This is a genomic window from Bacillus sp. BF2-3 (genome assembly GCF_008368795.1).
Classification (GTDB): Bacteria; Bacillota; Bacilli; order Bacillales; family Bacillaceae_G; genus Bacillus_A; species Bacillus_A cereus.
Window position 1 is genome coordinate 1 of sequence record NZ_QOSA01000017.1, and the last position, 25,018, is coordinate 25,018.

Genomic DNA, 25,018 nt, shown 5'->3' on the forward strand with positions numbered 1-25,018 from the left:
TTTTTGTAACTTTTTGTTTTGATGCAAATATAATTTCAATTAAGGTATCTCACCGTTTTAAACTTGACGCTCCATAATCTTGTATAGTTACATTTATATGATATTTAATCGGTACCTTACTAAATGTTTGATCCCAATTTTTTTTGACTTTCTCCCATGTTCTCGGGTGTTTAATTCTTAATTGGTTACCAAAACCCGCAATATCGACTTGGTATTCTTTTTGTATTTTTTTTGTAACATGATGTACTAAGTGCTTTACTTCTTTTTCAATAGCTTTTTCTTCCCTTTTTAAAAATTCATTTTCAAAATCTTTTCCTGATTGTATCCAATTTTCAGACAAACGCCCTTCTGATTCAATGTTTACATCAAAGGAAATATTATTTCCGTTAACATGTGGTATGATTTTGCTTTTTATTGACTTTATTTCGTATATAATGAGTTTCTTTGATTCTTTATCAAAAGTTTTTACCACACCACCATTCCTTTTTCCGTTTATCCATACTACTCCTTCCAATTCCTGTTCATTTAAAAAGCCCATCAACTTTTTTGTCTTTCCTTTGATTACAGCAGCTCCTGCAAATTTTGTTTCTCCTTTTATCGAGATTACATTTTGCAAAAGAAAACTGGACCCTGACCGCATCTTTCCTTCCAATTTAGCGAGCGATACAGGAGGTAAAATCCTTGTTGTTCTATTTCTATTATCTGCAATTCCAGACAAACGAAATGCTGGGATTTCTCCTTTTTTGTTTGATTCCAGTACCTCCTTCGCTAGACCCTTGCTAATTAAGAGCATACAGCTAAGCCGAACTTCATTGTCACGGAGATACTGTTCAAGTAATTGTTCTAAACTGTATGTACGTACAAGACTATCACTAATAACAATGTTTTTTAAATGTGGGCTGAACATTGTGCTCTCTCTTTTCAATGAAAACTCACGAACAATTTGATGAATGGAATCACCGGTCTCAGAAACATTTATATAACGTTTTTGTTGTCCATTTCCTTTACTTTGTGCTTGCGAACTAACAATTTGATAAGTAGCTGTTATAAGATTTCTTTTAGGATAACCTCCTTCCTCATCCTCTTTCTCAATTGTTGAATCCTTCCCTTTATCTAGTGCTATACCTGCAGTTAAGCTCAACTCTTCTACTTCTTTACTGCTCCAACATCCTGTTAAAAACAGAAGCAAAAGCGTCCATAACAAAGCCAAATAGAACCGCATATAATTAAATTTATGTTTCACACTACTCCTCCTTTTAATCGTGTAATAATAAGAAGAAGCAGTGGTAGTAAACCAAATAAAAATAAAGCAGCATTACCGAGCATATCCCCCAATTTAAGCAAGTCATTTATATTTTTCGAAGTCATAGCAATGATGTAAATGATTGGAATTAAAGCAAAAATAAAAGGATGAATACTCTTTTTAAAGAGTTGTGCTAATCCTAATGCAGCTGCATAATAACTAATCGTATAGGTAGCAAATATTTGCATAATCCATATTACAAGCAGTAAAGATTCAAAACGTTCAAATATCAATCCAGAAATTTCAAAACTGCGCATAAGGTCAATTGTCGGCCATGTTCTTGTTACAACTCCATCAATTGATAATGCACCAATGACCATTACAACAGTTATTACATAAAAGATTAACGGAATAGAAATTCCAACTAAAATAGCTTTTACTGCTTTATTTCGTTGTTCCATAAATACCAAAAGAATTAACATAATTTCAGGACCTGTATATGCGAGAGACGTTGTTTTTATCCCATCTAATACCGGTTTAATTCCCAAACCTAATACGGGACGGAGATTATCTATCTCGAATATTCCGATGCTCATAAAGGAAATGATTAGAAAAATAAAAACAGTAATAGGAAATATTATTTCAAACATCCGTGCAATTGAATTAATACCACTCATAATCAAATAGAGACCTATCCACATAAAAGGCATAACAATAGCCCATGTGGGGGTTCCTTCGAGCAAAAAAAAGCTTATTACTTCTGCCATTGAACGAATTTGAAATGCTGAAGTTGTAAGAAAATACCCTATAATAAGAAAACTAAGTAATCTACCTATCCATTTTCCTACAATATCTTGACTATATTGGTAAAATGTTTTTTCTGGAAACTGCTGACTTAATTTGACCATAATTACTCCTGAAACCATTGCCAGTATTCCACCTAATATCACACTTAACCATACATCTGGTGTTTTCACTTTTTCCACAGATGCTCTGGGCAGAGTGAGAATTCCTGTCCCAAGTATGTAATTTACAATAATAACAACTGCCTGTGCAGTTGTTATTCGGTCTTTAAGTTTCGTAATCACTGAAGGCCACTTCCTTTCGTCATCAGCTACCTTTTGCGGATATTTTTTTTGGTATGCATTATTTTCGGTCGACGTCTCATTATTTTTAATGGCATGCGAACCATAAAATCTTTCCAGTCACTGAATCGATATGGAACAGCAGGGCTGGTATAAGGGACGCCAAAACTTTTCAGTTTCACTAAATGACTGCAAAGTAAAAGAAAGAAGAGAATAACTCCATACAATCCAAATATCGCAGCACAAAACATAGCTATAAAACGAAGAATGCGTAACGTAATTCCCACACTATATTGCGGAATAGTAAAAGAAGAAATAGCTGTTACCGCAACAACGATAACCATTATTGGACTAACAATTCCTGCTTCTACGGCAGCCTGACCAATTATTAAACCGCCCACAATTCCCATTGCCGGTCCAATCGGTTTAGGCAGACGTAAACCTGCTTCTCGTAAAACTTCGATAGCTACTTCCATAATTAACGCTTCTATTAAAGCGGGAAAAGGAACTCCTTCTCGCGATCCGATAATAGAAATAGCGAGCTTAGTGGGAATTAATCCTGGATGAAATGAAATAAAAGAAATATACAGTGCTGGAGCAAATAATGAAACAAAAGCTGTCATGAAGCGTAATAAGCGGAGAAGCGTACCAGGAAGCCACCTTTCATAATAATCTTCTGGTGATTGCAGCAGCATACTAAATGTAACTGGAGCAATTAAAACAAATGGTGTTCCATCTAGCAAAATAGCTACTCGACCTTCCATCAAAGCACTAATAACACGATCAGGTCGTTCTGTATTTTGAATCTGCGGAAAAGGACTTAGATAATTATCTTCAATGAGTTGCTCTATATAACCAGATTCGAGTACACTGTCTATGTCAATTTTCTGAATTCTGTTTTTTATTTCATCCACCAATTCTGTACTAGCAAGATCTTTAATAAATGCGACGACTAACTCTTTCTTTGCACGTTCTCCTACTGGTAGCTTTACTAATGATAAGCTCTCATCCGCACAATGCCGTCGCAAAAGTGAGGTATTATCACTTAATACTTCAGTAAAACCGACCCGTGGCCCTCTGACTAATGCCTCCGATACTGGTTCTTCAATGTTTCGTTTATTTGCTTTTGTTGTACCAAGAATAAACACATCTGCTAAACCATCAATTAAAAGAGCTGTTGAACCTATCAATACTTTGGGTATTAAATCTTTTATGTAATGGACTTCTGCTACTTCACTAATTGTAAGAACTTTATTTTTAATATATTCTTTTGAAACAGTCCCCTCCACATAAGAAGATTCATTTTTATATTCATCAGAAAAATCATCCATTAGTAATTTCATAATATGTTTGTCAATTATCTCTTTATCTGATAGACCATCAACAAAAACGATCCCAGCCTGAATATCTGTGCGTCCAATATTAAACTTCCGAAAGCGAACATCAGAATTATGTCCGATTTGTTGCTTTATAAGTTCTAAGTTAGAGGCAAAGTCATTTGTGAAATGAACGGTTGCATTTTGAGAAGGTATATGCTCTTGTTTCGTTTTACTTTGAATATTATTTTTTTTCACTTGTTTGTCTCTTGACTTCCACCAACTCATTCTTCCCACTCTTTCTCTGACATACGAACCCAATGAAAAAATCTTGAGATAGTATACGGAATTAAAAACAAGATAAAAGCTTGTACAAAGACTTTCCAATCCGGAAGATAAGAAGTAATTATGTTCCACATTTTTATCACCCAATTTATATACTCTGCTAGGATTGAGATTTCTAAAAAACGATATGTACTTAATAAAAAATAACGATAAGATTAAAGAGCAGAAAAGCGAGACATTATGCTTATTTCGTACCAATAACCTAGTTAGTATAAAAGCATTTCTGACCTAAAATACCATTTCCAATTATAATTTGTTAGATATTATCTCCTTTTCCCTTATTTATATGCCCGCATTTGAATTTCAAATAATATAAGGATCGATGATATTTCCTCTTAAAGAAAAAAAGATGCTAGAAGATAGCATCTTTTTTCAACTCAACTTACTATGTATTTATATTTTATTGTGGAAATACTCGTTTTTTTAATGAATATTAATGTTTAAAAAAATAAAAAATACATATTCTTTTGTTCTAAGTTCATACACTTCTACCGAATCGATACGGAATTTTCTGATTTTAAAACTAATATGAAATAAAGGAGAATAAAAAGAAAAATTATTATCAATCTATCAATTGAAAATAATACTTAGCAAGAGTTTATCATCTTAACTCCAAGTGTATTCGTTTTGCTTCAAAATAAAGAACTTGAATAAATTTTTTCGTATCAATACGAGCAGGTAATGTTGGTTCATTATTCAATTCTGTCATCTTTCTCCTTACGGTAGTAAAATCAAAAAATCTAGAAGCATAATTTTCGAACTTCGGGTTTAAAAAATCAGTAAGTCCAAGGGATGCTAAATGGTTTAATGATTGATAAATTGCTCTCCGAATCCGTTGTTTGGAAGCTTCTATGAACCTTTTTAATTCGGCATCTTCAGCTGAATCCCCAAGTTTTTTTTGAGCCAAATTCATAAAAATCTCTTTTAGTGAGGGAAAGCCTTGTTCCAACGTGTTATCTTGTTCATATTTATATAAATAATCTAGCATATCCATTAAATCTTTACTTCCACTTTCACTGGCTATTCCTAATTCAGACAAAAGAAAATGAATGGAATTTTGAAAATGATTGAAAGTATTTAAATGTTTTTCACTACGGTATTTTTCTTGCGTACTTAAATTACTATCCAATTTTAGTACCATATTAAGCGATTCTTGAATGTTTTTTATCGATTTTTCCAAACGAATTCGTTCAATGACTTTCCGAACAACTGTTAATACTTCAATCCGGTTAATTGGCTTAATAATATAGTATTCAACACCAAGCGAATAAGCTTCAGCAATTAATTCTTTTGATTCTACTTGAGAGACCATGATGATTTTCCCTTTAAACGAAGGTTTTATTTGACGAATTGTTTTTATTCCATCTTGATTCGGCATTAACAAATCGATAAATAAAATGTCTATATTTTTAAGGATTACCATTTGTTGCTCTAAAGATAAACCATCCTCAGCTTCTCCTATAACCTCCCCAAGATCTTCATCCTCAATAATTTGAGCCAACATTGAGCGAACCGCTTTTTCATCATCTACTATATAAAAATACATAGAATCACCCTTTCGAAATTATATGATCAATCCCTAATCTAATTATAAAAATTGATCCTTTTCCTTCGGTTCTGTCCTCAAGCGTAACATCACCTTCAAGTTGTTCGACCATTTCTTTAACATACGATAATCCGATACCTGTCGATGGGTTGCCTAAATCATCATATTTAGAAGTAAACCCAGGCTCAAAAATTGAATCTTTATATTTTGAAGAAATACCAGGACCATTATCGCCTATTTGAAATTCAACAAAATGGTGGTCTTTATTAATGTCAATTGTGATGGTTCCCATACCTTGGATAGCTTCTACAGCGTTTGTAACGATATTATTTATAATAGATAAGATTGTGTAAATATGATAATGAGGATGCACACCATCAATTTTATACACAAATTGGATGTCTTTCTCTAGCAACCGTGCATATTTCGTATTTGCCCGTATAATGATATTTACTAGTTCATGCACAGACATATAATCTGTAAAACTTTCATCAGAAATTAATTTTGAAAGTCCCGCAAAAATACGTTGGTTATCCTTTTTAACATCATGGACCTCACCAGCAATTTGTAATGCCTGTTGCCTTAAATCCTCAAACTGAAAATCCATCTGTTTGTGCTCAAAAGAGTCTAAGGTTTTATATAAATCATAGGATTTTTTTGTTATATTCTCAGCATCTTGTAATGTTTTCTTTAAATGAACAGCATCTTCATATAAATTAGAGATGAGCATGAGCATATGTTCATTTTGCTTCTTTATATGTCTCTCCCTTGATTGCGCTTCATACAATTTCATCATATTAAAAAAGCTTAGAACTATAAAACTATGGGAACATGCGATAACAATGATCTCATTTATTGCCTCGGATGTGATCGATGTTTTTAATACGAAATATTGAATCATTAATTCCACACAGTCTGACAGTATTTCAATCATGCAACCAATAAGACCAATCATTAGTGGTTGATGATAAAAACGTTTGATTTTTGCTAAATGAAAGAGATACGAATAAGTAAAATAAAAGAAAAAACTAGGATAGTGAGTATGAAAAGCGGCTAGCCAATCCATATTTCCCTTTATAATGACATCCATTGAGATACGAAATACTACCACGACTATCGCTGTTAAAAAACCCGGTAAAAATGCTGGAATTCGTCGAAACAATAACAAAAAAAAGAAAAATGTTGGTGCGCCAAAGCTCATTCTAAATGTTTCATTTAAAGGAAATGACTTTATTTCACCTACTAAGGGTACTGTAAGTATCATTAAAACGAGAATATAGATGTCTTTTTTTACTAAATTACTAAGATTCAAAATAATCACTTCTCACTTTCGCCTAACAGTCAGTATACAAACCTATTTGCATTAATACAATACTTACTCTATTTTTTTCAAAAACTGATAAATAAGATATAAACGAAAGCATTCTAGATTGTGAGTATTCATTACACCCTTCTACTTTAGAAAGATACTTTATAACTCAAAAATGTTCAGACACAATATAAGGTCTGAACACTTTTGGACTCGCTCTAACAGCAAAATATCTGTGCTCCTTTTTAAAATATACTTAAATCCCATTCTTTTGCAATATGTTCTAACAACATAATTCCTGGTAAACTATTCCCATATTCATCAATGGCTGGTCCGTAAATACCAATACCACATCCATCTTGGAACGATAAATCCTTCCTAGATTTTGAGGGAACAAGTGTCATAATTCCGCCCGATACCCCACTCTTAGCTGGTAATCCAATGAAAGCAGCAAATTTTCCAGAAGCATTGTACATTCCACAAGTTAGCATTAAAGCTTTTGTTAACCTAGCTACTTCTTTAGGGAGCACTTGTTCTTTGCGAATAGGATGATATCCATCATGTGCTAATATAAGCCCTATTAAGGCAATATCTTCTGTATTTATTTCAATCGAACATTGTTTTAGGTAAACCTCTAGTGTCTCCTCCACATCTGATTCTAGAAAACCGTTCTCCTTTAAATAGTATGCTAATGCTCTATTACGATGAGCCGTTTCCCATTCTGATTGAAATACTATTTCATTAATAGCGGGACGCTTCTCTATCATTTTTTCAATTAATACGTATAGAGATTCTAATTTTTCTTGCACCGATGTCCCTGGCAAAAGTGAAGCTATCGTAATCGCTCCAGCATTAATCATAGGATTAAAAGGTTTTCCTGGTTTATGTATCTCTAAACGAATAATTGAATTAAAGGCATCTCCAGTTGGCTCTACGTCAACTCGTTCTAATACATAAGAAATACCGCGACTTAAACAAGCGGCTATAAAACCGATTACTTTTGATATACTTTGTAATGTGAAAGGTATCTCCCAATCTCCTGATTTTATCATTGTTCCATCTGGCTTTACTATACAAATACCTAACTGCGATACATTTATTTCCCCCAGAGCGGGAATATAACTGGCGCTTCGTCCCTTAGCTGCATACGCTCGATAATGAGCTACCCATTGATCTAAGCAAACTTTTTCTTGACCCTCAACTTGAACGCTAGAATCCTTTATCATTTAATCATATTCCCCCGTACTATTAACTTTATATAGACTGATTTTTTCTTTACTATAATCAATAATATTTGCACTAGAACCAAGAAAAATATTCAGACATGTTGCAGTCTGAATATCCTTCTTATTACACACTTTTCTTTTTTGAAGTTTTCTCATAACTATCCCAACATTCAATATTTTCAAGCCCTTTAATGTTTTCTTTATAAAAAATAGGATCTTTACCAGCTTTTTTCTGGTTTATATAATCTTGTAACGCCGCAAATGCTACTTTTGAAAGTAAGGTAATAGCAATTAAATTAATAATAACCATAAAGCCCATAAATAAGTCCGCTAAATCCCATACAATTTGAATCTTTGCAACAGAACCAAATACAATCATAGCCAACACACTTATTCTGTATATCATTAACCACACTTTACTTGTATGTAAGAAGCGAATATTTGTTTCACCATAATAATAGTTGCCAATTAACGCACCAAATCCAAATAAAAAAACAAAGATAGCAAGACAACCCGATGCCCAAGGACCTATGTGTTCACTTAATGCTGCTTGTGTAAGTGCAATACCATTTAACCCCGGTTGTTTATATGCATCAGACAGCAAAATAATAAAGGCAGTGCTAGTACAAATGATCAGTGTATCCGTTAATACACCAAATGCTTGAATCAGTCCTTGTTTCACCGGATGACTTGTTGTTGCTGTTGCGGCAACGTTTGGTGCACTTCCCATACCAGCTTCATTTGAAAATAAACCACGTTTAACTCCATTCATAAGTGCTGCACCAATTGAACCGCCTGCTATTTGTTTAAAACCAAATGCGTTTTGAACAATAAGAGAAAGAACTTCCGGCATTTTTGATATGTTGGTAACTACAACAAATAATGCAACTCCAATGTATAATACCGCTAAAAATACCACCTTGTATTCAGCCATTTTTGCAATACGTTGTACACCACCAAAAATAATCGCAGCGAAAGCAATGGCCATGATTATCCCAACTGTTAGACGATCTGTACCAAATGAGTTTTGAAAAGCAATTGTAACTGTATTTGATTGTACTGAATTGAATACAAGACCAAAAGTAATTGTGATTAAAATAGAGAATAATACTCCCATCCAACGTTTATTCAACCCTTTTTCCATATAATAGGATGGACCACCGCGGAAACCAGTTTTATCTTTTACTTTATATATCTGTGCTAATGTGCTTTCGACAAAACTGGAGGCCGAGCTAATAATAGAAATAATCCACATCCAAAATACAGCTCCAGGACCACCTAATGCAATTGCAATCGCAATTCCTGTAATATTCCCTGTTCCAACGCGGGCTGCCATACCAATACAAAACGCTTGAAAAGGAGAGATTTGATCTTTAGAACCACTTTTCCCCTCCATTAATACACGGACCATCTCTTTTAACATTCGAAACTGTACAAAATTCAATTTAAATGTAAAATAAATTCCGCAAATAACAAGCATAATAATTAACAATTTAGACCATAAAAAATCATTTGTTGATCCGACTAACTCTACAAAAAATCTTTCCATATTATCACTCCATACCAAAAATTTATCTATCATAATCTATATAAAATCACCTATATTCCTTGGCATAAATACCTCATTCATATTCAAATACAACAAGGATAAAAATTTTCTATATGAATAGAATTGGCCTGTTTAAACAAACATCGCAACATGCAACTTCAAAACTGAATTTTCTAAAAACTTTCCGTTTATACACACGATGCTCTATCCCCTTCTGCAAAACTAATATTCTTATCCACTAATGTTGTTGTACTATTATGTTTGTTTCGTTTACCGGTGATTTATATTTAAATCATAATAATCAATAGTGATTAACTGGTTTTTTGTTAATTTTCTTAAGAACATGGAAATATCTCCTTTCTTACTACTAATCTCAAAAATAGGCTAGGTAAAAATTTCACGAAAAATCTATAAAGCGCTTTCAATCTTTAACTAAGAGAAGCTTGTCTTTAATTTATAATTAAAAGTACAGAATGTTACGAAAAAGTACAGATTTTTATAAAAACAAAAAAATATTTTAAGATTTTTCATCTAAAAAAACAGTGAGATTTTGTGAATTTTATACAGTATCCAAACGTCGCAGATTTTGTTCTACCTATCCTTTGACAAGCCTCTATTTTCTTCATAAAAACATGCATACTTTTTCTCTTTTAGAAGTTCATATAAAGTATTTGAAATCAAGAATCAACAGAATATTATAAGAATATTAAAAAAATAAAGCATTTAATTTATTTATGGTATCATACAAAAAACATTTGTTTTCTCAATTAATCCCCCTAGTTGGATTCGTCTATATTGCACATATTTACAACATGAAAGACACTAAGAAAAAAAGGATTTTGTTGAAAGGATGAAACATTACAAAACTCTTATTTAGGACCTTATGACATCCTCTTTTCTAGCAATATCGAGTTATCCCAAAAAACGTATATTTACTAACATAGATTACAGGTGGTGTATTGTGAAAGAAATAGTATTCGTTCAAAATAAAAAAAGACTCCTTATGAAATTCGAATTTTTAAAAAAGGATTTAGTGCTTACCATTTCACTGATACTAGCAATTGTAAGCTGCTTAATACATTCGCCAAAGATCGAATATATTAACTTTGAAGTGTTAATTAGCTTATTTAATCTAATGGTGGCCATTAAGGCCTTGGAACAGCTAAAGATATTAGACAAACTTGCTGTTGCGATTTTAAATAAATGCAATAACAGCAGGTCAATATCTATTATTCTAATTTTGTTATGCTTTATTTGCTCCATGTTTGTAACAAATGATGTCGCTCTTCTCACTTTTGTACCAATAACACTTGTCATTAGTAAAAAAACACAAATGAACATGATGGATACAATCATCCTGCAAACAATTGCGGCAAACATCGGTAGTAGCTTGATGCCTATGGGAAACCCACAAAATTTATACCTATACTCTTACTATGGAATTAAGCTCATCCCATTTTTAGGTTCAATCCTGCTTTTAGCTGTACTTGGAATTAGTTTGTTATTTATATGTACTCAAAAACTTCAAAAAACAGATTTGAAAATAGAACTACCTGTTATTACCGTGAAAAATCGAAAAAAAGCTACCGTCTGGATTTTAATACTTATCACTATCATTGCATCTATTTTTGGTGTCATTAATTATTACATTGCGCTAATAGTTACATTGGTGGCAGCATTTACGTTAGATAGAAACTTACTATTTAAGATCGATTACTTTCTTCTAATAACCTTTGTCTGTTTTTTTATTTTCATCGGAAACATTTCACATTCGGATGCACTGGAGACATTTGCTCGCGCTAATTTAAAAGGAGATACTTCAGTCTTCTTTAGTTCCATATTTTTGAGTCAATTGATTAGCAATTTTCCTACTTCAATTCTTCTATCAAACTTTACTTCTGATTGGAAAGCTTTATTACTAGGAGTAAATATTGGAGGACTTGGAACAATTATCGCATCTTTAGCCAGTGTAATCTCCTATAAACTATTCATTCAGGCCAATGTTAAAGAGAGTAAGGCGTATTTAATTAAATTTAGCATTTACAACTTTTCATTTTTAATCATACTTACATGTATACAATACTTTATGTTTAAATTTCTAAAAATTTTTTAAAAAATTGATTCCTTTAGAAAAACCCAAATTTCTCAATTTAATGCTGAGATATTTGGGTTTTAATATAGGTATGTTTAAAGAGCTACAACAAAGTTACCATCAATTTAATATTTTGAGATGTTCTCACAGCGAAAATCTTTTAGCTTTTACGTTGTTTATTAGATTTCAGTTCATTTTTGAAGTCTTCTTTACAAAATCCTTAATGTCCCTCAATTTTTTCCTGCTAATATTATCTTTAATGGTTGAATCTATTTCAATTTCTAATTTTGCAAATGCTGCTCCTACACAATTATAGATACTTAATCCCTCTATACTCTTTCAAGCGGTAATCCATTCCGATGGAAATTACAAATGACAAAATTTATCCGTTTTTCCTACTTGCTAAATTCAGCAAGTAAAATGTTTTTAAAAACTTCCGGGTTATTAATGTTTAAACTGTTCGAATTGATAGCGAGTGTATGTTTACCTCCAAGTGTTCCACCAGCAAAAGTGGAAAACCCTGGAACGCCCCCCCTGTGTCCCCATACCGAGACACCGTTCGGAAGCTTAATTTCAAGTATTCCAAGACCATATCCGGTTCCCTCTCTATTTGTAGGAACTGTAGTAAGCATTTGTTTTAACTGCTGTTCCTTCAGTAATTTGCCACCTAGTAAGTAAGAGAAGAATTTGTTTAAGTCGTCAGCAGTAGAAATCATATCTCCATCCGAGCTACCTGGGTTAATATAAGTAACGTCTTTTAGCTCACTCGCTCCGTCTAGTTGCAAATAGCCACGGGCATGCTTGGTGCCTGGAATCACGCTTGAATTACCAGGTAGAAATGTATTTGACAAATCAAGCGGTTCAATAATCCGATTTTCAACCTCTTCCGCATAACTGTTGCCAGTTACTTTTTCAATAAGGATCCCCAGTAATACGTATCCTGTGTTTGAATAAGACCAACCCTTTCCTGGGGCAAAGTCTGGGGGAAGTGAAATCCCCATCTTTACAAATTCTTCAGCCGTATATGATTTTTTTATATCCGTAATATCAAAGTCTTTTGAATTTATATAGTCAGCAATACCACTTGTATGATTCAATATTTGCCGGATCGTAATCTGGTTACCATCATATCCGTTTCCTTGAATAACACCAGGTAACCATTTTTCAATGGAGTCGTCTAGATTCAAACGGTTCTCTCCAGATAATTGAAGTAGAACTGTTGCAATGAACGTTTTCGTCACACTGCCAATGCGAAAGCGAAAATCTGCTTTCATTGGTTTCTTAGTTCTCAGATCCGCTATCCCAGCCGTATAACTCCAAGTTTTACCACCCTTAGAAATTTGAGCGAGTATTCCCGGGTATCCAAGTTGCAGTTCATCTCGCATTGCTTTCTTAACGGAAGTACGATCGCTTTGCGTACTTGTTTGTAACGAACTAGATACATTTTGCGTAGGTTCTGCTTTTACAACTGATGTTGGTGTTATGTATAACAGGGAACTTCCACCTATTAAAAGTGCTAGACTTGCACATGTAATTTTACTGCTTGTTTTCATAAAGAATTCCTCTCTTCTATTTAAATTGTATTGATTGTTGATAGCTATGTCATATACTAACCACACAGCTATCAACTCTCCCAATGATAAAAGTCAACACTGAATTTGCAATTATCGTACTAATCATTATTTTCACAAACACCATTGTGTCCTAACAATCTCTAAATCACTCTTTTTCCATATGCATATTAACCATAGAAATTACTTCTTTTCCTTAAAACACTCTTGTTACTGATTATTTGTTTTATATGTAGGCCGTACTTGCCCCCCCTTCATGCCTCCTTATATTTTTATCCTACACAATGAAAATCTCTTTTTTCTTACCTATTCCTTACAAATTCCTTACATACAAAATCACTTCTACAATAGGATTGAAGTAGCATCTGTGCCCGAAAGCGCAAAAAACACCGATGCTTTTCGCTTCAGTGTTTTTGTGCTTTACATATTGAAGATTCGTTTTACTCTTAACAGGTTAAACTGCTAATTTTTTCTAATGCGATTATTCTTCTTGCTATATAGAACAAATTTCATTGTGTTATATGAAACACTATGAAATTTGTCATTAAGGCATATGATTCTAAATTTATTGATGTACTTGAGATGGACTCACTTTTTGAATTTGAACAAGTATATCAAATGCTTTACCTAATGATATATCAACAGTTTTTGGTATATCAGGCCCTTCGGTAGTTATTCCAGCGAAAATTGGATGTTGTTCGTTTAACCAAGTTTTTGTCACGCCATTCGCCTTACGTAAATCAATAAAAAATTGATCTTTTTTGACCTGTCCAAAAATGTAGTTATAACTGTTTGGATCATCCGATTTTAATGTTCCATAGGGGCCAAATTCACCATCGCTATTCTTGACATTATATTGTCCTTCATAAACTGACGTTCCAATAGATACGTACCGTTTTCCATAATATTCTGCTAAATGTTGCCCAGCTACTTTAGGGTATATAAAAGAAAGCATATTTGTTTTCGAAACGTGTCCATTATGTCCCCATACAATGGTTTTTCCTAAATGTTCTTCAGTCCACTTCGCATTTTCATACATTGCAATATCATGTTTCAAATAAAAATCCGCTGGTTTATCAGGAGGTGTCGCTAACATTGTAGTAAACTGTTCAATAATACGAGCATTTTGCTTTATCCATGCAAACTCTTTAGATTTCCCATTTAAATAGCTTTTATTTTCCTCTAATAAAGCACTAATTTGTTTAGCATCTAAAACATACTTTTCTTTTTCTTCTTTCGTAAGGCTTTCAAAAGTATTCATATCCTTTGTTACAGGAATAAGCCCTTTTATCTTCTCTTCTACTCTAGGCAACAGTTTTGAGTTGTTGGCTTTAATATATTCTATTATATTATTATAAACATTTTCGTTTACTGATTGAATGTCCATCCCGATGACACGTACTTTTGATTTATGTTTTGGATTAGCATTATATTGCCGAATCCAATCAAGTAAATCTAGCATTTCTTTCGTCTTAAATACAGGTGTTAGATGTTGGCTTGGGTTTCCCTTACCAGTAAGAACATATCGATCAAGTTCCAAGGCCCTGTCCCATCCCTCTTCTAAAACTAGATTGGTAAAGCCCTTTTCAGATACTAAATACTTAACAATGCGGTGTTTCATTGTAAAAACTTCATGAGCCCCATGCGTAGCTTCACCTAAACCTACAATTGAAGCTGAACCTACCATATTCTTAAGTGGTTTCAAATCATTAAGAGATGCAGTTGGATTAGTTGTTTTTAAAGGCTTTGCATGCGCTTCTAACCATTTCGCTATTTGATTTGTATTGTAGGGAGCTGTAACAGAAACCTCTGTTTTCGAATCTGCATAAGTATTTCCTACAAAATGAGTCATTGTTATAGCAGAAGCAACAATTGCAATAATTATTTTCTTTTTCATAAAAAACCTCCTGAAATATTTACTTATAGCTTTTTTACATACTCTGCCAATTTCCGTTTAAAACATTCATTTTCTTATTACTGTTAAGATACATTTATTCTAGTTCCTAAAACTCACTTATTTCTTAATAGGTTCTTAAGAAATTCTTAATTCACTTATACGAATATAAAACTAAATAAGCTTCAATTCATTGTATTGTAAATCCCTCATTGCATAACATTATAATGTGCAGATATTCGTTATAGATGATGTTATCTAAAGTATTCAATTTCAGTATGTATTATTAACGTAGTTAATATATGGTTAATATGAAGTTCCAAATTTTGATTGTTTGTAGTCTCTTTATCATAGAGTTAATTTAGGGGTTATTTTTTGTTCACTTCATTTTTTCGGCACTCTGCATCTAGACGGTATACCCATTGGCCACAGTTAGACTATTTCAAATCAAAAAACTAGATTACCTGCACACTAAAGAGTATAGCGCACAGGTAATCTAGTTGTTTTTGAGATTAATAAAAAACTAATTTATCTTTTGAATTCTTCCATCAATAATAGACTGAATTGGTTCTTTTGATTTTTTTATATAATCTACTAATGCTTCAAAATCAGTTGGTCCTGTTTCAGCATCTTTACCGTTTTTAAAGGATACAAATCCATCTCCACCTGAAGCTAGAAATGCGTTCGCAACGACGCTGTAAGTTTTAGAAGGAATAATTTCTTCTCCATTTGTTAAGCGAATACTTGTTACTTTTTCTCCATTAGGCTTGTTCGCATCCCAAGTGTATTGGATCCCTGAAATTTGAAGCATTCTTGTTATGTCTTTTTGCCATTGTTGATTTAAAATATCACGAATGTCTTGACCTGTTAAATTTACTTTTATTAATTGATTTCCGAATGGTTGAATACCATATATCTCTCCCCATGTAATATCACCAGCATCTAAGTCATTACGAATACCACCAGGATTCATAAGTGCAATTTGGGATTGCATTGTTGCACGCTGAGCATCAGCAACTAAATTTCCGAGAGTAGATTCACCAGCCGTATTGAGTTTACGATCTAGTGGAGCAATAGACTTACCTACAATTTCATTAACAAGAGGTGCGATTTTTGCTTGATATTTCTCCATCTTCTTCTTGATTTTTTTATCAGGCTCCATGCCTTCATGGTAAGTTGTAACAATTTCTGCTTTTTTCTCAACAATATCTTGTGTTTTACGATCAATCTTTACATCAACATCAGCAAAAGCCATACCATATGAATTTGCTTGTACGACAAGTTTATTATTAACAGTTCCATTTACATAGGTGTGGCTATGGCCACCAAAAATAACATCGACTTCTGGATCAGTCTCATTTGCTAATCGGACGATATCACCATTTGTTACGCCGTTCCCATCTGTTATACCTCCGTTATGTGCAAGAACAACGATAGATTTAACGCCTAGTTTTTTTAATTGCTTTACGGATTTGTTAATAGCTTCAACTTCATCTGTAATTTCTACATTCTTTAGCATAGTAGGCATAACAAGGTTAGGAACATCCGTTGTTACGACTCCGATAAAGCCAACAGGAACTCCTTGTACCTTTTTTATAGTGAATGGTGGTAAAAATAAACGACCGGTGGATTTATTATAGAAATTTGCAGCAACATATGGGAATTTTGCTCCTTTAAAATTTCCTGTTTTCTCATGGTATCCACCATAAATAAGGCGGTTCATTTCTTCAACACCTTCATCAAATTCATGATTTCCTATCGTTCCAACATCGAATTTCAAATCATTTAGAAATTCAATCGTAGGTTCGTCTTGTAATAATGCTGAAACAGGAGTACTTGCTCCAACAACATCGCCAGCATGTACCTTTAATGTATTCGGATTTTGTTTTTCACGATCACGTAAATAAGCCCCTAAGTACTCAATTCCCCCTGCATCTTTATTGTTAATTTTTTTTACAGTGTCTAGTTGCCCATGAAAATCGTTAATACCGAGCATTTGTACATCTATGTAGCGGTTTTGTTCTGTACTTGCTTGGATTGAAGGCGCAGCAAATACACTAGTAAAAGTAACTGTACTTAATGCTAAAGCAACTGGAATGATTTTTTTCAACATAAAATTTCTCTCCCCTAATTAAAATCTGACATAATACGATGTTATTTTAATATATTAAGAGAATTATTTCCACAAAAATTCTACCAATTATAAAAATTAATAAGATTTTATTGTTTTCTGATAAGATATTTCTTCCTCAGAAAAATGTATATTTCTTTGTTTTGAGGATTATTCAAAATATTATCTTGATAGTAATATAACAATACTTCTAAGAAATCTAAAAAACTCTAATCAATATATTTTAACTGTTAAGAAGAGTATTCAATCCAAAATTAATGGAGATTTATCAACCTAACATCTCAATATCACCATTTAAAAAGATGCTCCTGGATTTATCCAAGAGCATCTTTTATAAAGCTTTATTTTTTACTTGTTTATAATTTATCAATTAACAATTATATAGTTGTAATCAGTCATTTAAAAATAATAGGAGTGCTTCATTAAATTCTTTAGCATGCGTTGCATGTAACCCATGTGGACCACCCTTTATTAAGGCCACTTTAGAATTAGGAATTGCTTCATGTGTTAATTTCCCACTATATTCATATGGTACAGTTGCATCAGAATCACCGTGAATAATAAGAGTAGGTATATTAAACTTCTCCAAGTCTTTTCTAAAATCTGTCTTACTAAAGGCGGTAATACAATCAAGTGTTCCTTTAGGTGATGCACTGGCTGCAATATCCCAATTATATAAACGGAATGGCTCACTAACTAAATCTGTTCGATTACCAGCCGCGAAAAATCCCTTAGTAAATTCATCAAGAAATGCAAGGCGGTCATTTATCACACCACTTTTGAATGCTTCAATTGTTGCATCATCTAATGCCCCTTCAGGATGATTCTCTGGTTTGTATAAATATGGAGGTACTGCTCCAGCAAAAACAGCCTTTTCAATACGATCTGTTCCATACGTACTAATATACCGGGCTACTTCGCCTCCACCCATAGAAAAACCAACAAGTGTGACATTTTGAAGCTCTAAATGTTCTAATAGTTGATGTAAATCAGAAGTAAAGGTATCATATTCATACCCTTCCCACGGCTGAGATGATTGTCCAAATCCTCGACGATCATATGTTATAACTCTGTATCCAGCCTCAACAAGAGCGGGAACTTGGTATTCCCAAGATCGACCACTTAACGGCCAACCATGAATGAGTACAACTGGTTTTCCTGTGCCATGATCCTCATAATATATCTCAATTGGTGCTTGATTTTCGGTTCCTACAGTAATTTTAGCCATGCTTCTACCTCCAAAAAATATTCTAATATGTATCCTTTTCTTCAATAATCCGGATGAATGTCATAACCTATTCATGCACGTTCATGTTGTGAACTCTAAGTATGAAACTCTATTGTTCCAATGCATTCATTTTCTCCTTTTGGAACAATCCCCCCTCTAATACCTTTTTCATCATAAAATAATTACTGAACATTACTCCTATTCAATTGTAATAACAAAAATAGGTGACTATCAATATTGTTCTATCTATAGGATGTATAGGTAAAACCAATCTATTTTATAGTGAAAACAACTATAGTTACGACCTATACGAATTATAGATAATTTAGAATTGATTAACGAATCAGTTTTCAAATACTATAAATTTGTATAGCACTTCATGTTCTATGAATGCTGCTATAACCAATATTATTGGTCAGCTTAGTTATAAACGAAGAAACTTATGATAGTATTCGACTATTTAAACTTTCTTCGATTACTTAATTTTTAGGAGGAATACATAATGACTGATCTCTATTCTCGTATTAACAAAGACGATGCTGTCGTGCTTTTAGTAGATCATCAAACTGGTCTTATGTCCGGACTAGTACGTGACTATGGTGTTGATGAATTCAAGAACAATGTTTTAGCTCTTGCTCATACTGCTAAGTTTTTTGATTTACCAGTTATTTTAACAACAAGTTTTGAAAACGGGCCTAACGGACCTTTAATGCAAGAATTGGTTGATCTCTTTCCTCATGCACCAAAAATAGCTCGACCTGGACAAATTAACGCATGGGATAATGATGATTTTGTAAAAGCAATCGAAGAAACTGGAAAAAAGCAACTTATCATCGCGGGCGTAGTTACGGACGTTTGTGTTGCTTTCCCTGCACTTTCCGCTATAAAAGCTGGCTATGAAGTATTTGCTGTTACTGATGCTTCAGGAACTTTCAGTAAACAAGTTGCAGATGCTGCCAATACACGTATGGCACATAGTGGCGTGCAACTTATGAACTGGTTTAGCGTAGCTTGCGAATTACAACGCGATTGGCGCAACGATGTCGAAGGTTTTGGCAATTTGCTTGCTAGCAATCTTCCAGGCTATCAAAATATAATTGGAAGCTATAGAGGAGCTCAGCGAGATCTTAGTAAACAAAATGCATAAAGTGAAACTTTAATCAGTGGGGGTTTTGTTCATCCCCCACTGATTATTAGTTGAACCAATCGGGCTTTTACAGGCAGTTGATCCCCCACCTAACTTCTTTGCTTCCGCTGAATTTTGAGGTGGGGGTCTTACTGCCCGTTAATGCGGGATAAATGTATCTCAAGTAAATAGCTTTAAATCACCTTTTTTAAAGTAGATAGTATAAATTTAGTGCTGATTAAATCAGCACTAAATTTAAATTAAAAAGTATAGTAGAGCTTCAATTGAAAGAAGATACATTACTTTCAATAAACAATTGAAAAAGGAGCGTTTTATTATGAGTAATTTAGAATTGTTAAATCCGGAGAACAGTGCCTTAATTTTAATTGATTTTCAACCTCAAATGACTTTTGGAGTTGCAAGTATTGATAGACAAACATTGATTAATAACGTTATGCTACTTGCTAAATCAGCAAAAACTTTTAACGTACCTACTATTCTTACTACAGTTGAAACACGCAGCTTTTCTGGTTATTTTTGGCCACAAATTCTTGATATATTCCCAAACCATGAAATTATAGAACGTAGTTCAATGAACTCTTGGGAAGATCCGAAATTTGTTGAGGCAGTTAAAGCAACCGGTAGAAAGAAATTAATATTTGCAGCACTTTGGACTGAAGTTTGCCTTGCGTTCCCTGTGCTTGAAGCAATTAAAGCTGGCTATGAGGTGTATGCAGTTGATGATGCTTCAGGTGGTACTAGTTTGACAGCACATAACGCTGCTATGCGTCGTGTAGAACAAGCTGGTGCAATTCCAGTAACAGCAATTCAAGTTTTACTTGAATACCAACGTGACTGGGCACACAAAGACACTTATGATGCTGTAATGGAGATTGTAAAGGAACACACTGGTGCTTATGGTCAAGGTGTAGAATACGCATATACTATGGTGCATGGCGCGCTTCCAAGCAGGAAAATATGAAACAAGAAGGAGTAGCTGTCGAAGAGACTTATACAGGGAACACAATGGATGCCGGCAATCCAGTAACAACGATTGTTACATGGGAAATTCAAGAAGGTAGAGAAAAACAGTTTGAAACATGGAGACATGAAATTGAGGCTGCGGCTACTAAATTCCCAGGACATTTAGGTGTAAATCTAATAGTCCCAAGTAACGAATCCAGAGAGTATACTGTTATTTTTCGCTTTGATACGTATGAGCATCTACGTACTTGGCAAGAATCAGATGTTCGCCGGGATTTGTTAAAAACGGCGGAGCAATTTCAAGCCGCTAATCCAACTTACAAAACTGAAAGCAGTTTGGCTTATTGGTTTGTTACTCCGAAAACGCCAGTTCCACCGCCAAAATGGAAAATGTCTATCGTTACCCTTCTGGGTGTATGGCCTCTTAGCATGTTAGTTCCTAAAGTGATAGGACCTATTATAAAACATATGAATCCTATTATGTCAGCTTTTTTTGTTTCTGTATGTATCGTGTCCTTGCTATCATGGGTAGTCATGCCGATTTTCGGTAAATTATTTCATCCATGGTTACAAAATAATAGGAAGTAGACGAGGTGTGAATATGAATGTACCGGATATGGTCTTATACAACGGAAAAATTACTACCCTTGACCCTTCTCAGCCTGAGGTATCTGCTATCGCCATAACTGATGGTTTAGTCACTGCAGTAGGTGGAGATGAGCTTCTTAATAGTGCCACGGAAAAAACAAAAAAAATAGACCTTAAAAGAAAGAGAGCTATTCCAGGCCTGAATGACTCTCATATACACGTTATTCGTGGTGGTCTGCATTATAATATGGAATTACGTTGGGAAGGCGTACCATCACTTTTTATTGCTCTAGAAATGCTCAAAGAACAGGCAAGACGTACACCTGCTCCTCAGTGGGTAAGAGTAGTTGGAGGTTGGTCTGAATTTCAATTTAAAGAGAGACGGATGCCAACATTAGAAGAGATTAATGCTGTTTCTGAAGACACGCCTGTTTTTGTGCTACATCTTTACGATAGAGCACTTGTAAATCGTGCAGGGCTACGTGCACTGGGATACACGAAAGATACCCCAGATCCTCCAGGCTGTTTAATTCAGCGGGATAAAAGAGGTAATCCAACAGGCCTTTTAATTGCTAACCCTAACGCTTCTATTCTTTATTCAAGTTTGGGTAAAGCTCCAGTACTTAATTTTGACGACCAGATTAACTCCACACGCCATTTTATGCGCGAATTAAATAGATTAGGTATTACAAGTGCCATTGATGCAGGTGGCGGTTTCCAAAATTATCCTGACGACTACAGAGTTGTTGAACATTTAGCCGAGAAGGAACAATTAACTTTACGTATTGCTTATAATCTATTTACGCAAAATCCTAATCATGAATATGAAGACTTTGCTTCATGGACAAAAATTGTTTCTCCAGGTCAAGGAAATGATAAGTATAAAATGAATGGTGCCGGAGAAATGTTAGTATTCTCTGCAGCTGATTTTGAAAAATTTCAAATGCCACAGCCCGAACTAGCTACGATGATGGAAGCTGACTTAAAGAAAGTAATTTCTCTATTGGTAGAAAACCGTTGGCCATTCCGTTTACATGCAACTTATGACGAGTCAATCACACGTTTCTTAAATGTATTTGAGGAAGTTAACAGAGAAATTCCTTTTAATGGGCTACGCTGGTGGTTTGATCATGCAGAAACTATCTCAGATCGTAGTATGGAACGTGTTAAGGCTTTAAATGGCGGTATTGCCATCCAAGACCGCATGGCTTTTCAAGGTGAATACTTTGTTGACTTATACGGAAAGGAAGCAGCAAAGCGTACACCTCCGATTTATCGTATGTTAGACCTTGGTATACCTGTTGGCGCCGGTAGTGATGCAACCAGGGTTTCCAGCTATAACCCTTGGGTTGCTCTTTACTGGATGGTTGCTGGAAAAACCATTGGTGGGCTTTCCATATACGATGAAAAAAATAAACTTGATAGAAAAGTAGCCCTGGAATTATATTCAAAAGGAAGTGCGTGGTTCTCTGGTGATGAAGGTAAAAAGGGAACCCTGGCAGTCGGTCAGTTTGCTGATATTGCTGTATTGTCTGCTGACTACTTTACTGTGCCAGAAGAAGAAATCAAAGACCTTGAATCATTACTCACCATTATGGGTGGGCAGGTTGTTTATGGAAATGATGAATTTAAAAATTTATCACCTGAATTGCCGCCAGCATCACCTGATTGGTCACCGACGGGCGTTTATGGGTATGGTGGTGCTAACCTAGCCAACACTATACTTTCTCACGATTCCCATGATAACAAGTTACATAGTTGTAGTAACCCTCTCCATCAACATACTCATACCGTAATAGGAAAAGATGGAACTAAATGGGGGATTGGTTGTACTTGCTTTGCTTTCTAAATCAAAACCACCGGTATAATGCCGGTGGTTTTCTTTCTACAATAAGGATATGTAGATTCAAAATAGCAGTGTATATCCCTTATGGAATCTGTTACTATACGATAAGACCAAAGAATTGATTGATTAACTTAACTTGTTTTTGATAACCTTCTCTCCTTGCAAAGTCTTTCCTTTTTTCCTTAATTAAAAGTCAATGGTATCCCCTTTTGATCGACTACACCACACATATAAATCCACTGCCCTTTGACTTTAATATAGATCTTAATTTTTCAATTGTTACACTAAAATCATTATTATTTCTATTACACTGATACTTTTTGAGAATCATTTAACTTCTGCATAAAGATACGTGCTGCAAAACTTAAAAATTTATCATCAAAGTGAATAAGATTAATATCTTGACTTGGTGTTGGATCAGTAATACGAACTATGCTCAAAGTATCATTATTAACAAAGTTAACCAGTGAAAGAGGTATTATGGCAACACCATGTCCATTGTATACAAGGCTCAATAGAGAAATAGAAGATTTTGTTTCTATATTTGCTTCAGATAAAGATAACCCTAAACTCTCACAATATATCTTAATAGATTCACGACAACTACATGAAACCATTACTCTACTGAGCCCTACTAATTCTCGAAAAGAAACAAATGATTTTTCATTCAAAGGATGATTTTTTGGAATTACAAGGACGAGCTCTTCACTATACAAAAGGGTGTTTGTTAATGTGTCTGGAATTTGAGCACTACGTGTAATCCCGAAATCAATATTTTTGTCAACGATTTGATTTACAGCAACTTCGGATTCTATAATCTTTACTACAATGTTGGGATAATGTTGTTGAAACTTCATAATATAAGGTGTTAAATAAGTGAGATCCTCTAATAAACCTCCTATAGTAATCACACCTCTTTTTACACCCTTTAATTCAAAAATTTCATTATAAACGTCATCAAATTGTTGCATGATAAATTTTCCTTTATCAAATAGCAGCTTACCCGCTTCTGTCATTTTGATACCTCTTCCAACTCGATGAAACAAGGGTGTATCAAGTTCACCTTCTAAAACTCGTATTTGTTGACTTAAAGTCGGCTGTGAAATACCTAGAACTTCCGCAGCTTTAGTGAAACTATTATTATTACAAACTTGAATAAAATACTCTAAATGACGTAATTCCATTCTTGATACCCACTCTCCGCTTTATGAAAGATTTATAATTTAAAGGACGATATGTATACGTTAACATAACAACTTTATTTCATACTATACCAATTGAAATTACATGTTTTATTCATTTTGTATTATAATAAATTTACTACCATTTATTAATTTTTCCTCCTATTTATTTAATTTATATTTAATTAGGACATTACTAATTCGAGATATATTTCTAAAAATTTATAGTTCGAGTGCATAATACCCTAATTTTTTCAACTTTTCGATTATCATTTTTTTCTCAATATAGTCCAAACCACCAAATATTTGCCGAATCGCCTCTTTATGCTGAGGAAAAATAATATCCATCAATTCAATACCTTCTGAAGTAATTGACGCATACGTGACACGGCGGTCTTTAGGACATGGTTTTCGTATTAAGAACCGCTTCTTTTCCAACTTATCCACTACATACGTGATACTACTACTTGCAAGTAATATTTTGTCTCCAATTTTTTGTATAGGCTGATCGCCTTTACTATACAGTAGCTCAAGCACTGCAAATTCAGTTGGATTAAGTCCATAACTTTTTATATCCTCTTCAATAAGCTTAGTAATTGACTGTACTGCCCTTGATAATATAACAAATAACTTTAAAGATAAGCTCTCATCGTTAATCACGCTCATAATTACCAATCCTTTACAAGTTATCTTGAATTCGAGATTCATTATATTATCGTCAAAATATTATGTCAATCATTCATTTTAGCTTTATCAAT

General features: G+C 33.9%; 18 protein-coding genes and 1 pseudogene. 5 read left to right on the forward strand and 14 right to left on the reverse strand.

The genetic code is table 11. The annotated features are described in order from the left end of the window. Positions 1 to 49: 49 nt before the first annotated feature. The 7 genes from DN401_RS13675 to DN401_RS13705 all read right to left on the reverse strand — a co-directional run bounded on the left by DN401_RS13675 (position 50) and on the right by DN401_RS13705 (position 9,619). Positions 50 to 1,243: a Ger(x)C family spore germination protein gene (locus DN401_RS13675; RefSeq protein WP_000680795.1), complete on the reverse strand. Its 1,194-nt coding sequence runs from the start codon at positions 1,241 to 1,243 to the stop codon at positions 50 to 52. Further along, positions 1,240 to 2,331, reverse strand: coding sequence for a spore germination protein (locus DN401_RS13680; protein WP_048538264.1), 1,092 nt, complete (start codon positions 2,329 to 2,331; stop codon positions 1,240 to 1,242). The genes DN401_RS13675 and DN401_RS13680 overlap by 4 nt, the downstream gene beginning before the upstream one ends. 26 nt (positions 2,332 to 2,357) lie before the next feature. Next, on the reverse strand, positions 2,358 to 3,932 hold the full coding sequence (locus tag DN401_RS13685; RefSeq protein WP_149287739.1) for a spore germination protein: 1,575 nt from the start codon (positions 3,930 to 3,932) through the stop codon (positions 2,358 to 2,360). A gap of 658 nt (positions 3,933 to 4,590) precedes the next feature. Further along, positions 4,591 to 5,535: a response regulator gene (locus DN401_RS13690; RefSeq protein WP_000274085.1), complete on the reverse strand. Its 945-nt coding sequence runs from the start codon at positions 5,533 to 5,535 to the stop codon at positions 4,591 to 4,593. Between the two features lie 4 nt (positions 5,536 to 5,539). Beyond that, entirely contained in the window at positions 5,540 to 6,856 is a 1,317-nt protein-coding gene (locus DN401_RS13695; RefSeq protein ID WP_149287740.1) for a sensor histidine kinase, read from the reverse strand. Positions 6,857 to 7,089: 233 nt separating this feature from the next. Then, the gene (gene glsA, locus DN401_RS13700) at positions 7,090 to 8,070 is read right to left on the reverse strand and encodes a glutaminase GlsA (protein ID WP_000588648.1); all 981 of its coding nucleotides are present in this window, start codon (positions 8,068 to 8,070) and stop codon (positions 7,090 to 7,092) included. 124 nt (positions 8,071 to 8,194) lie between these two features. Beyond that, positions 8,195 to 9,619: an alanine/glycine:cation symporter family protein gene (locus DN401_RS13705; RefSeq protein WP_000439283.1), complete on the reverse strand. Its 1,425-nt coding sequence runs from the start codon at positions 9,617 to 9,619 to the stop codon at positions 8,195 to 8,197. A gap of 961 nt (positions 9,620 to 10,580) precedes the next feature. Between DN401_RS13705 and DN401_RS13710 the strand changes: the two genes are divergently transcribed. Further along, positions 10,581 to 11,732, forward strand: a complete 1,152-nt coding sequence (locus DN401_RS13710; RefSeq protein WP_016122788.1) for an anion transporter — start codon at positions 10,581 to 10,583, stop codon at positions 11,730 to 11,732. Positions 11,733 to 11,897: 165 nt separating this feature from the next. On the opposite strand, the pseudogene DN401_RS13715 reads toward DN401_RS13710, so the two are convergent. From DN401_RS13715 to DN401_RS13740, 5 genes and pseudogenes are all read right to left on the reverse strand, one after another. Continuing rightward, a pseudogene (locus tag DN401_RS13715) lies at positions 11,898 to 11,996 on the reverse strand (cytochrome P450); the annotation flags it as partial. A 110-nt stretch (positions 11,997 to 12,106) separates the two neighbouring features. After that, the gene (locus tag DN401_RS13720) at positions 12,107 to 13,264 is read right to left on the reverse strand and encodes a serine hydrolase domain-containing protein (protein WP_149287741.1); all 1,158 of its coding nucleotides are present in this window, start codon (positions 13,262 to 13,264) and stop codon (positions 12,107 to 12,109) included. A gap of 583 nt (positions 13,265 to 13,847) precedes the next feature. Continuing rightward, positions 13,848 to 15,179, reverse strand: coding sequence for an erythromycin esterase family protein (locus DN401_RS13730; protein WP_000726836.1), 1,332 nt, complete (start codon positions 15,177 to 15,179; stop codon positions 13,848 to 13,850). Between the two features lie 520 nt (positions 15,180 to 15,699). Then, the gene (locus DN401_RS13735; protein WP_016122791.1) at positions 15,700 to 17,289 is read right to left on the reverse strand and encodes a bifunctional metallophosphatase/5'-nucleotidase; all 1,590 of its coding nucleotides are present in this window, start codon (positions 17,287 to 17,289) and stop codon (positions 15,700 to 15,702) included. Positions 17,290 to 17,698: 409 nt separating this feature from the next. Beyond that, positions 17,699 to 18,535 carry a bromoperoxidase gene (locus DN401_RS13740; protein ID WP_149287743.1) on the reverse strand — a complete coding sequence of 279 codons (837 nt, stop codon included), beginning with the start codon at positions 18,533 to 18,535 and terminating at the stop codon, positions 17,699 to 17,701. A 502-nt stretch (positions 18,536 to 19,037) separates the two neighbouring features. Between DN401_RS13740 and ycaC the strand changes: the two genes are divergently transcribed. From ycaC to DN401_RS13760, 4 genes are all read left to right on the forward strand, one after another. Then, entirely contained in the window at positions 19,038 to 19,682 is a 645-nt protein-coding gene (gene ycaC / locus DN401_RS13745) for an isochorismate family cysteine hydrolase YcaC (RefSeq protein WP_000131214.1), read from the forward strand. 316 nt (positions 19,683 to 19,998) lie between these two features. Continuing rightward, positions 19,999 to 20,643, forward strand: coding sequence for a hydrolase (locus DN401_RS13750; protein ID WP_000067162.1), 645 nt, complete (start codon positions 19,999 to 20,001; stop codon positions 20,641 to 20,643). Then, positions 20,640 to 21,233, forward strand: coding sequence for an antibiotic biosynthesis monooxygenase (locus DN401_RS13755; protein WP_016122792.1), 594 nt, complete (start codon positions 20,640 to 20,642; stop codon positions 21,231 to 21,233). Before DN401_RS13750 ends, DN401_RS13755 begins: the two co-directional genes overlap by 4 nt. 13 nt (positions 21,234 to 21,246) lie before the next feature. After that, the gene (locus DN401_RS13760; RefSeq protein ID WP_149287744.1) at positions 21,247 to 23,082 is read left to right on the forward strand and encodes an amidohydrolase; all 1,836 of its coding nucleotides are present in this window, start codon (positions 21,247 to 21,249) and stop codon (positions 23,080 to 23,082) included. Between the two features lie 302 nt (positions 23,083 to 23,384). On the opposite strand, the gene DN401_RS13765 is transcribed toward DN401_RS13760, so the two are convergent. Together DN401_RS13765 and DN401_RS13770 are read right to left on the reverse strand one after the other, a co-directional pair. Further along, positions 23,385 to 24,263, reverse strand: a complete 879-nt coding sequence (locus DN401_RS13765; protein WP_000423188.1) for a LysR family transcriptional regulator — start codon at positions 24,261 to 24,263, stop codon at positions 23,385 to 23,387. A 219-nt stretch (positions 24,264 to 24,482) separates the two neighbouring features. Beyond that, a complete protein-coding gene (locus tag DN401_RS13770; RefSeq protein WP_149287745.1) occupies positions 24,483 to 24,926 on the reverse strand; it encodes a MarR family winged helix-turn-helix transcriptional regulator in 444 nt (147 codons plus the stop codon). Between the last annotated feature and the right edge of the window lie 92 nt (positions 24,927 to 25,018).

Bases quoted from the DNA above. Each gene is read 5' to 3' on its own strand.
- DN401_RS13685 (WP_149287739.1), bottom strand. From the start codon at position 3,932: ATGAGTTGGTGGAAGTCAAGAGACAAACAAGTGAAAAAAAATAATATT.
- DN401_RS13690 (WP_000274085.1), bottom strand. From the start codon at position 5,535: ATGTATTTTTATATAGTAGATGATGAAAAAGCGGTTCGCTCAATGTTG.
- glsA (WP_000588648.1), bottom strand. From the start codon at position 8,070: ATGATAAAGGATTCTAGCGTTCAAGTTGAGGGTCAAGAAAAAGTTTGC.
- DN401_RS13705 (WP_000439283.1), bottom strand. From the start codon at position 9,619: ATGGAAAGATTTTTTGTAGAGTTAGTCGGATCAACAAATGATTTTTTA.
- DN401_RS13720 (WP_149287741.1), bottom strand. From the start codon at position 13,264: ATGAAAACAAGCAGTAAAATTACATGTGCAAGTCTAGCACTTTTAATA.
- DN401_RS13730 (WP_000726836.1), bottom strand. From the start codon at position 15,179: ATGAAAAAGAAAATAATTATTGCAATTGTTGCTTCTGCTATAACAATG.
- DN401_RS13735 (WP_016122791.1), bottom strand. From the start codon at position 17,289: ATGTTGAAAAAAATCATTCCAGTTGCTTTAGCATTAAGTACAGTTACT.
- DN401_RS13740 (WP_149287743.1), bottom strand. From the start codon at position 18,535: ATGGCTAAAATTACTGTAGGAACCGAAAATCAAGCACCAATTGAGATA.
- ycaC (WP_000131214.1), top strand. From the start codon at position 19,038: ATGACTGATCTCTATTCTCGTATTAACAAAGACGATGCTGTCGTGCTT.
- DN401_RS13750 (WP_000067162.1), top strand. From the start codon at position 19,999: ATGAGTAATTTAGAATTGTTAAATCCGGAGAACAGTGCCTTAATTTTA.
- DN401_RS13755 (WP_016122792.1), top strand. From the start codon at position 20,640: ATGAAACAAGAAGGAGTAGCTGTCGAAGAGACTTATACAGGGAACACA.
- DN401_RS13760 (WP_149287744.1), top strand. From the start codon at position 21,247: ATGAATGTACCGGATATGGTCTTATACAACGGAAAAATTACTACCCTT.
- DN401_RS13765 (WP_000423188.1), bottom strand. From the start codon at position 24,263: ATGGAATTACGTCATTTAGAGTATTTTATTCAAGTTTGTAATAATAAT.
- DN401_RS13770 (WP_149287745.1), bottom strand. From the start codon at position 24,926: ATGAGCGTGATTAACGATGAGAGCTTATCTTTAAAGTTATTTGTTATA.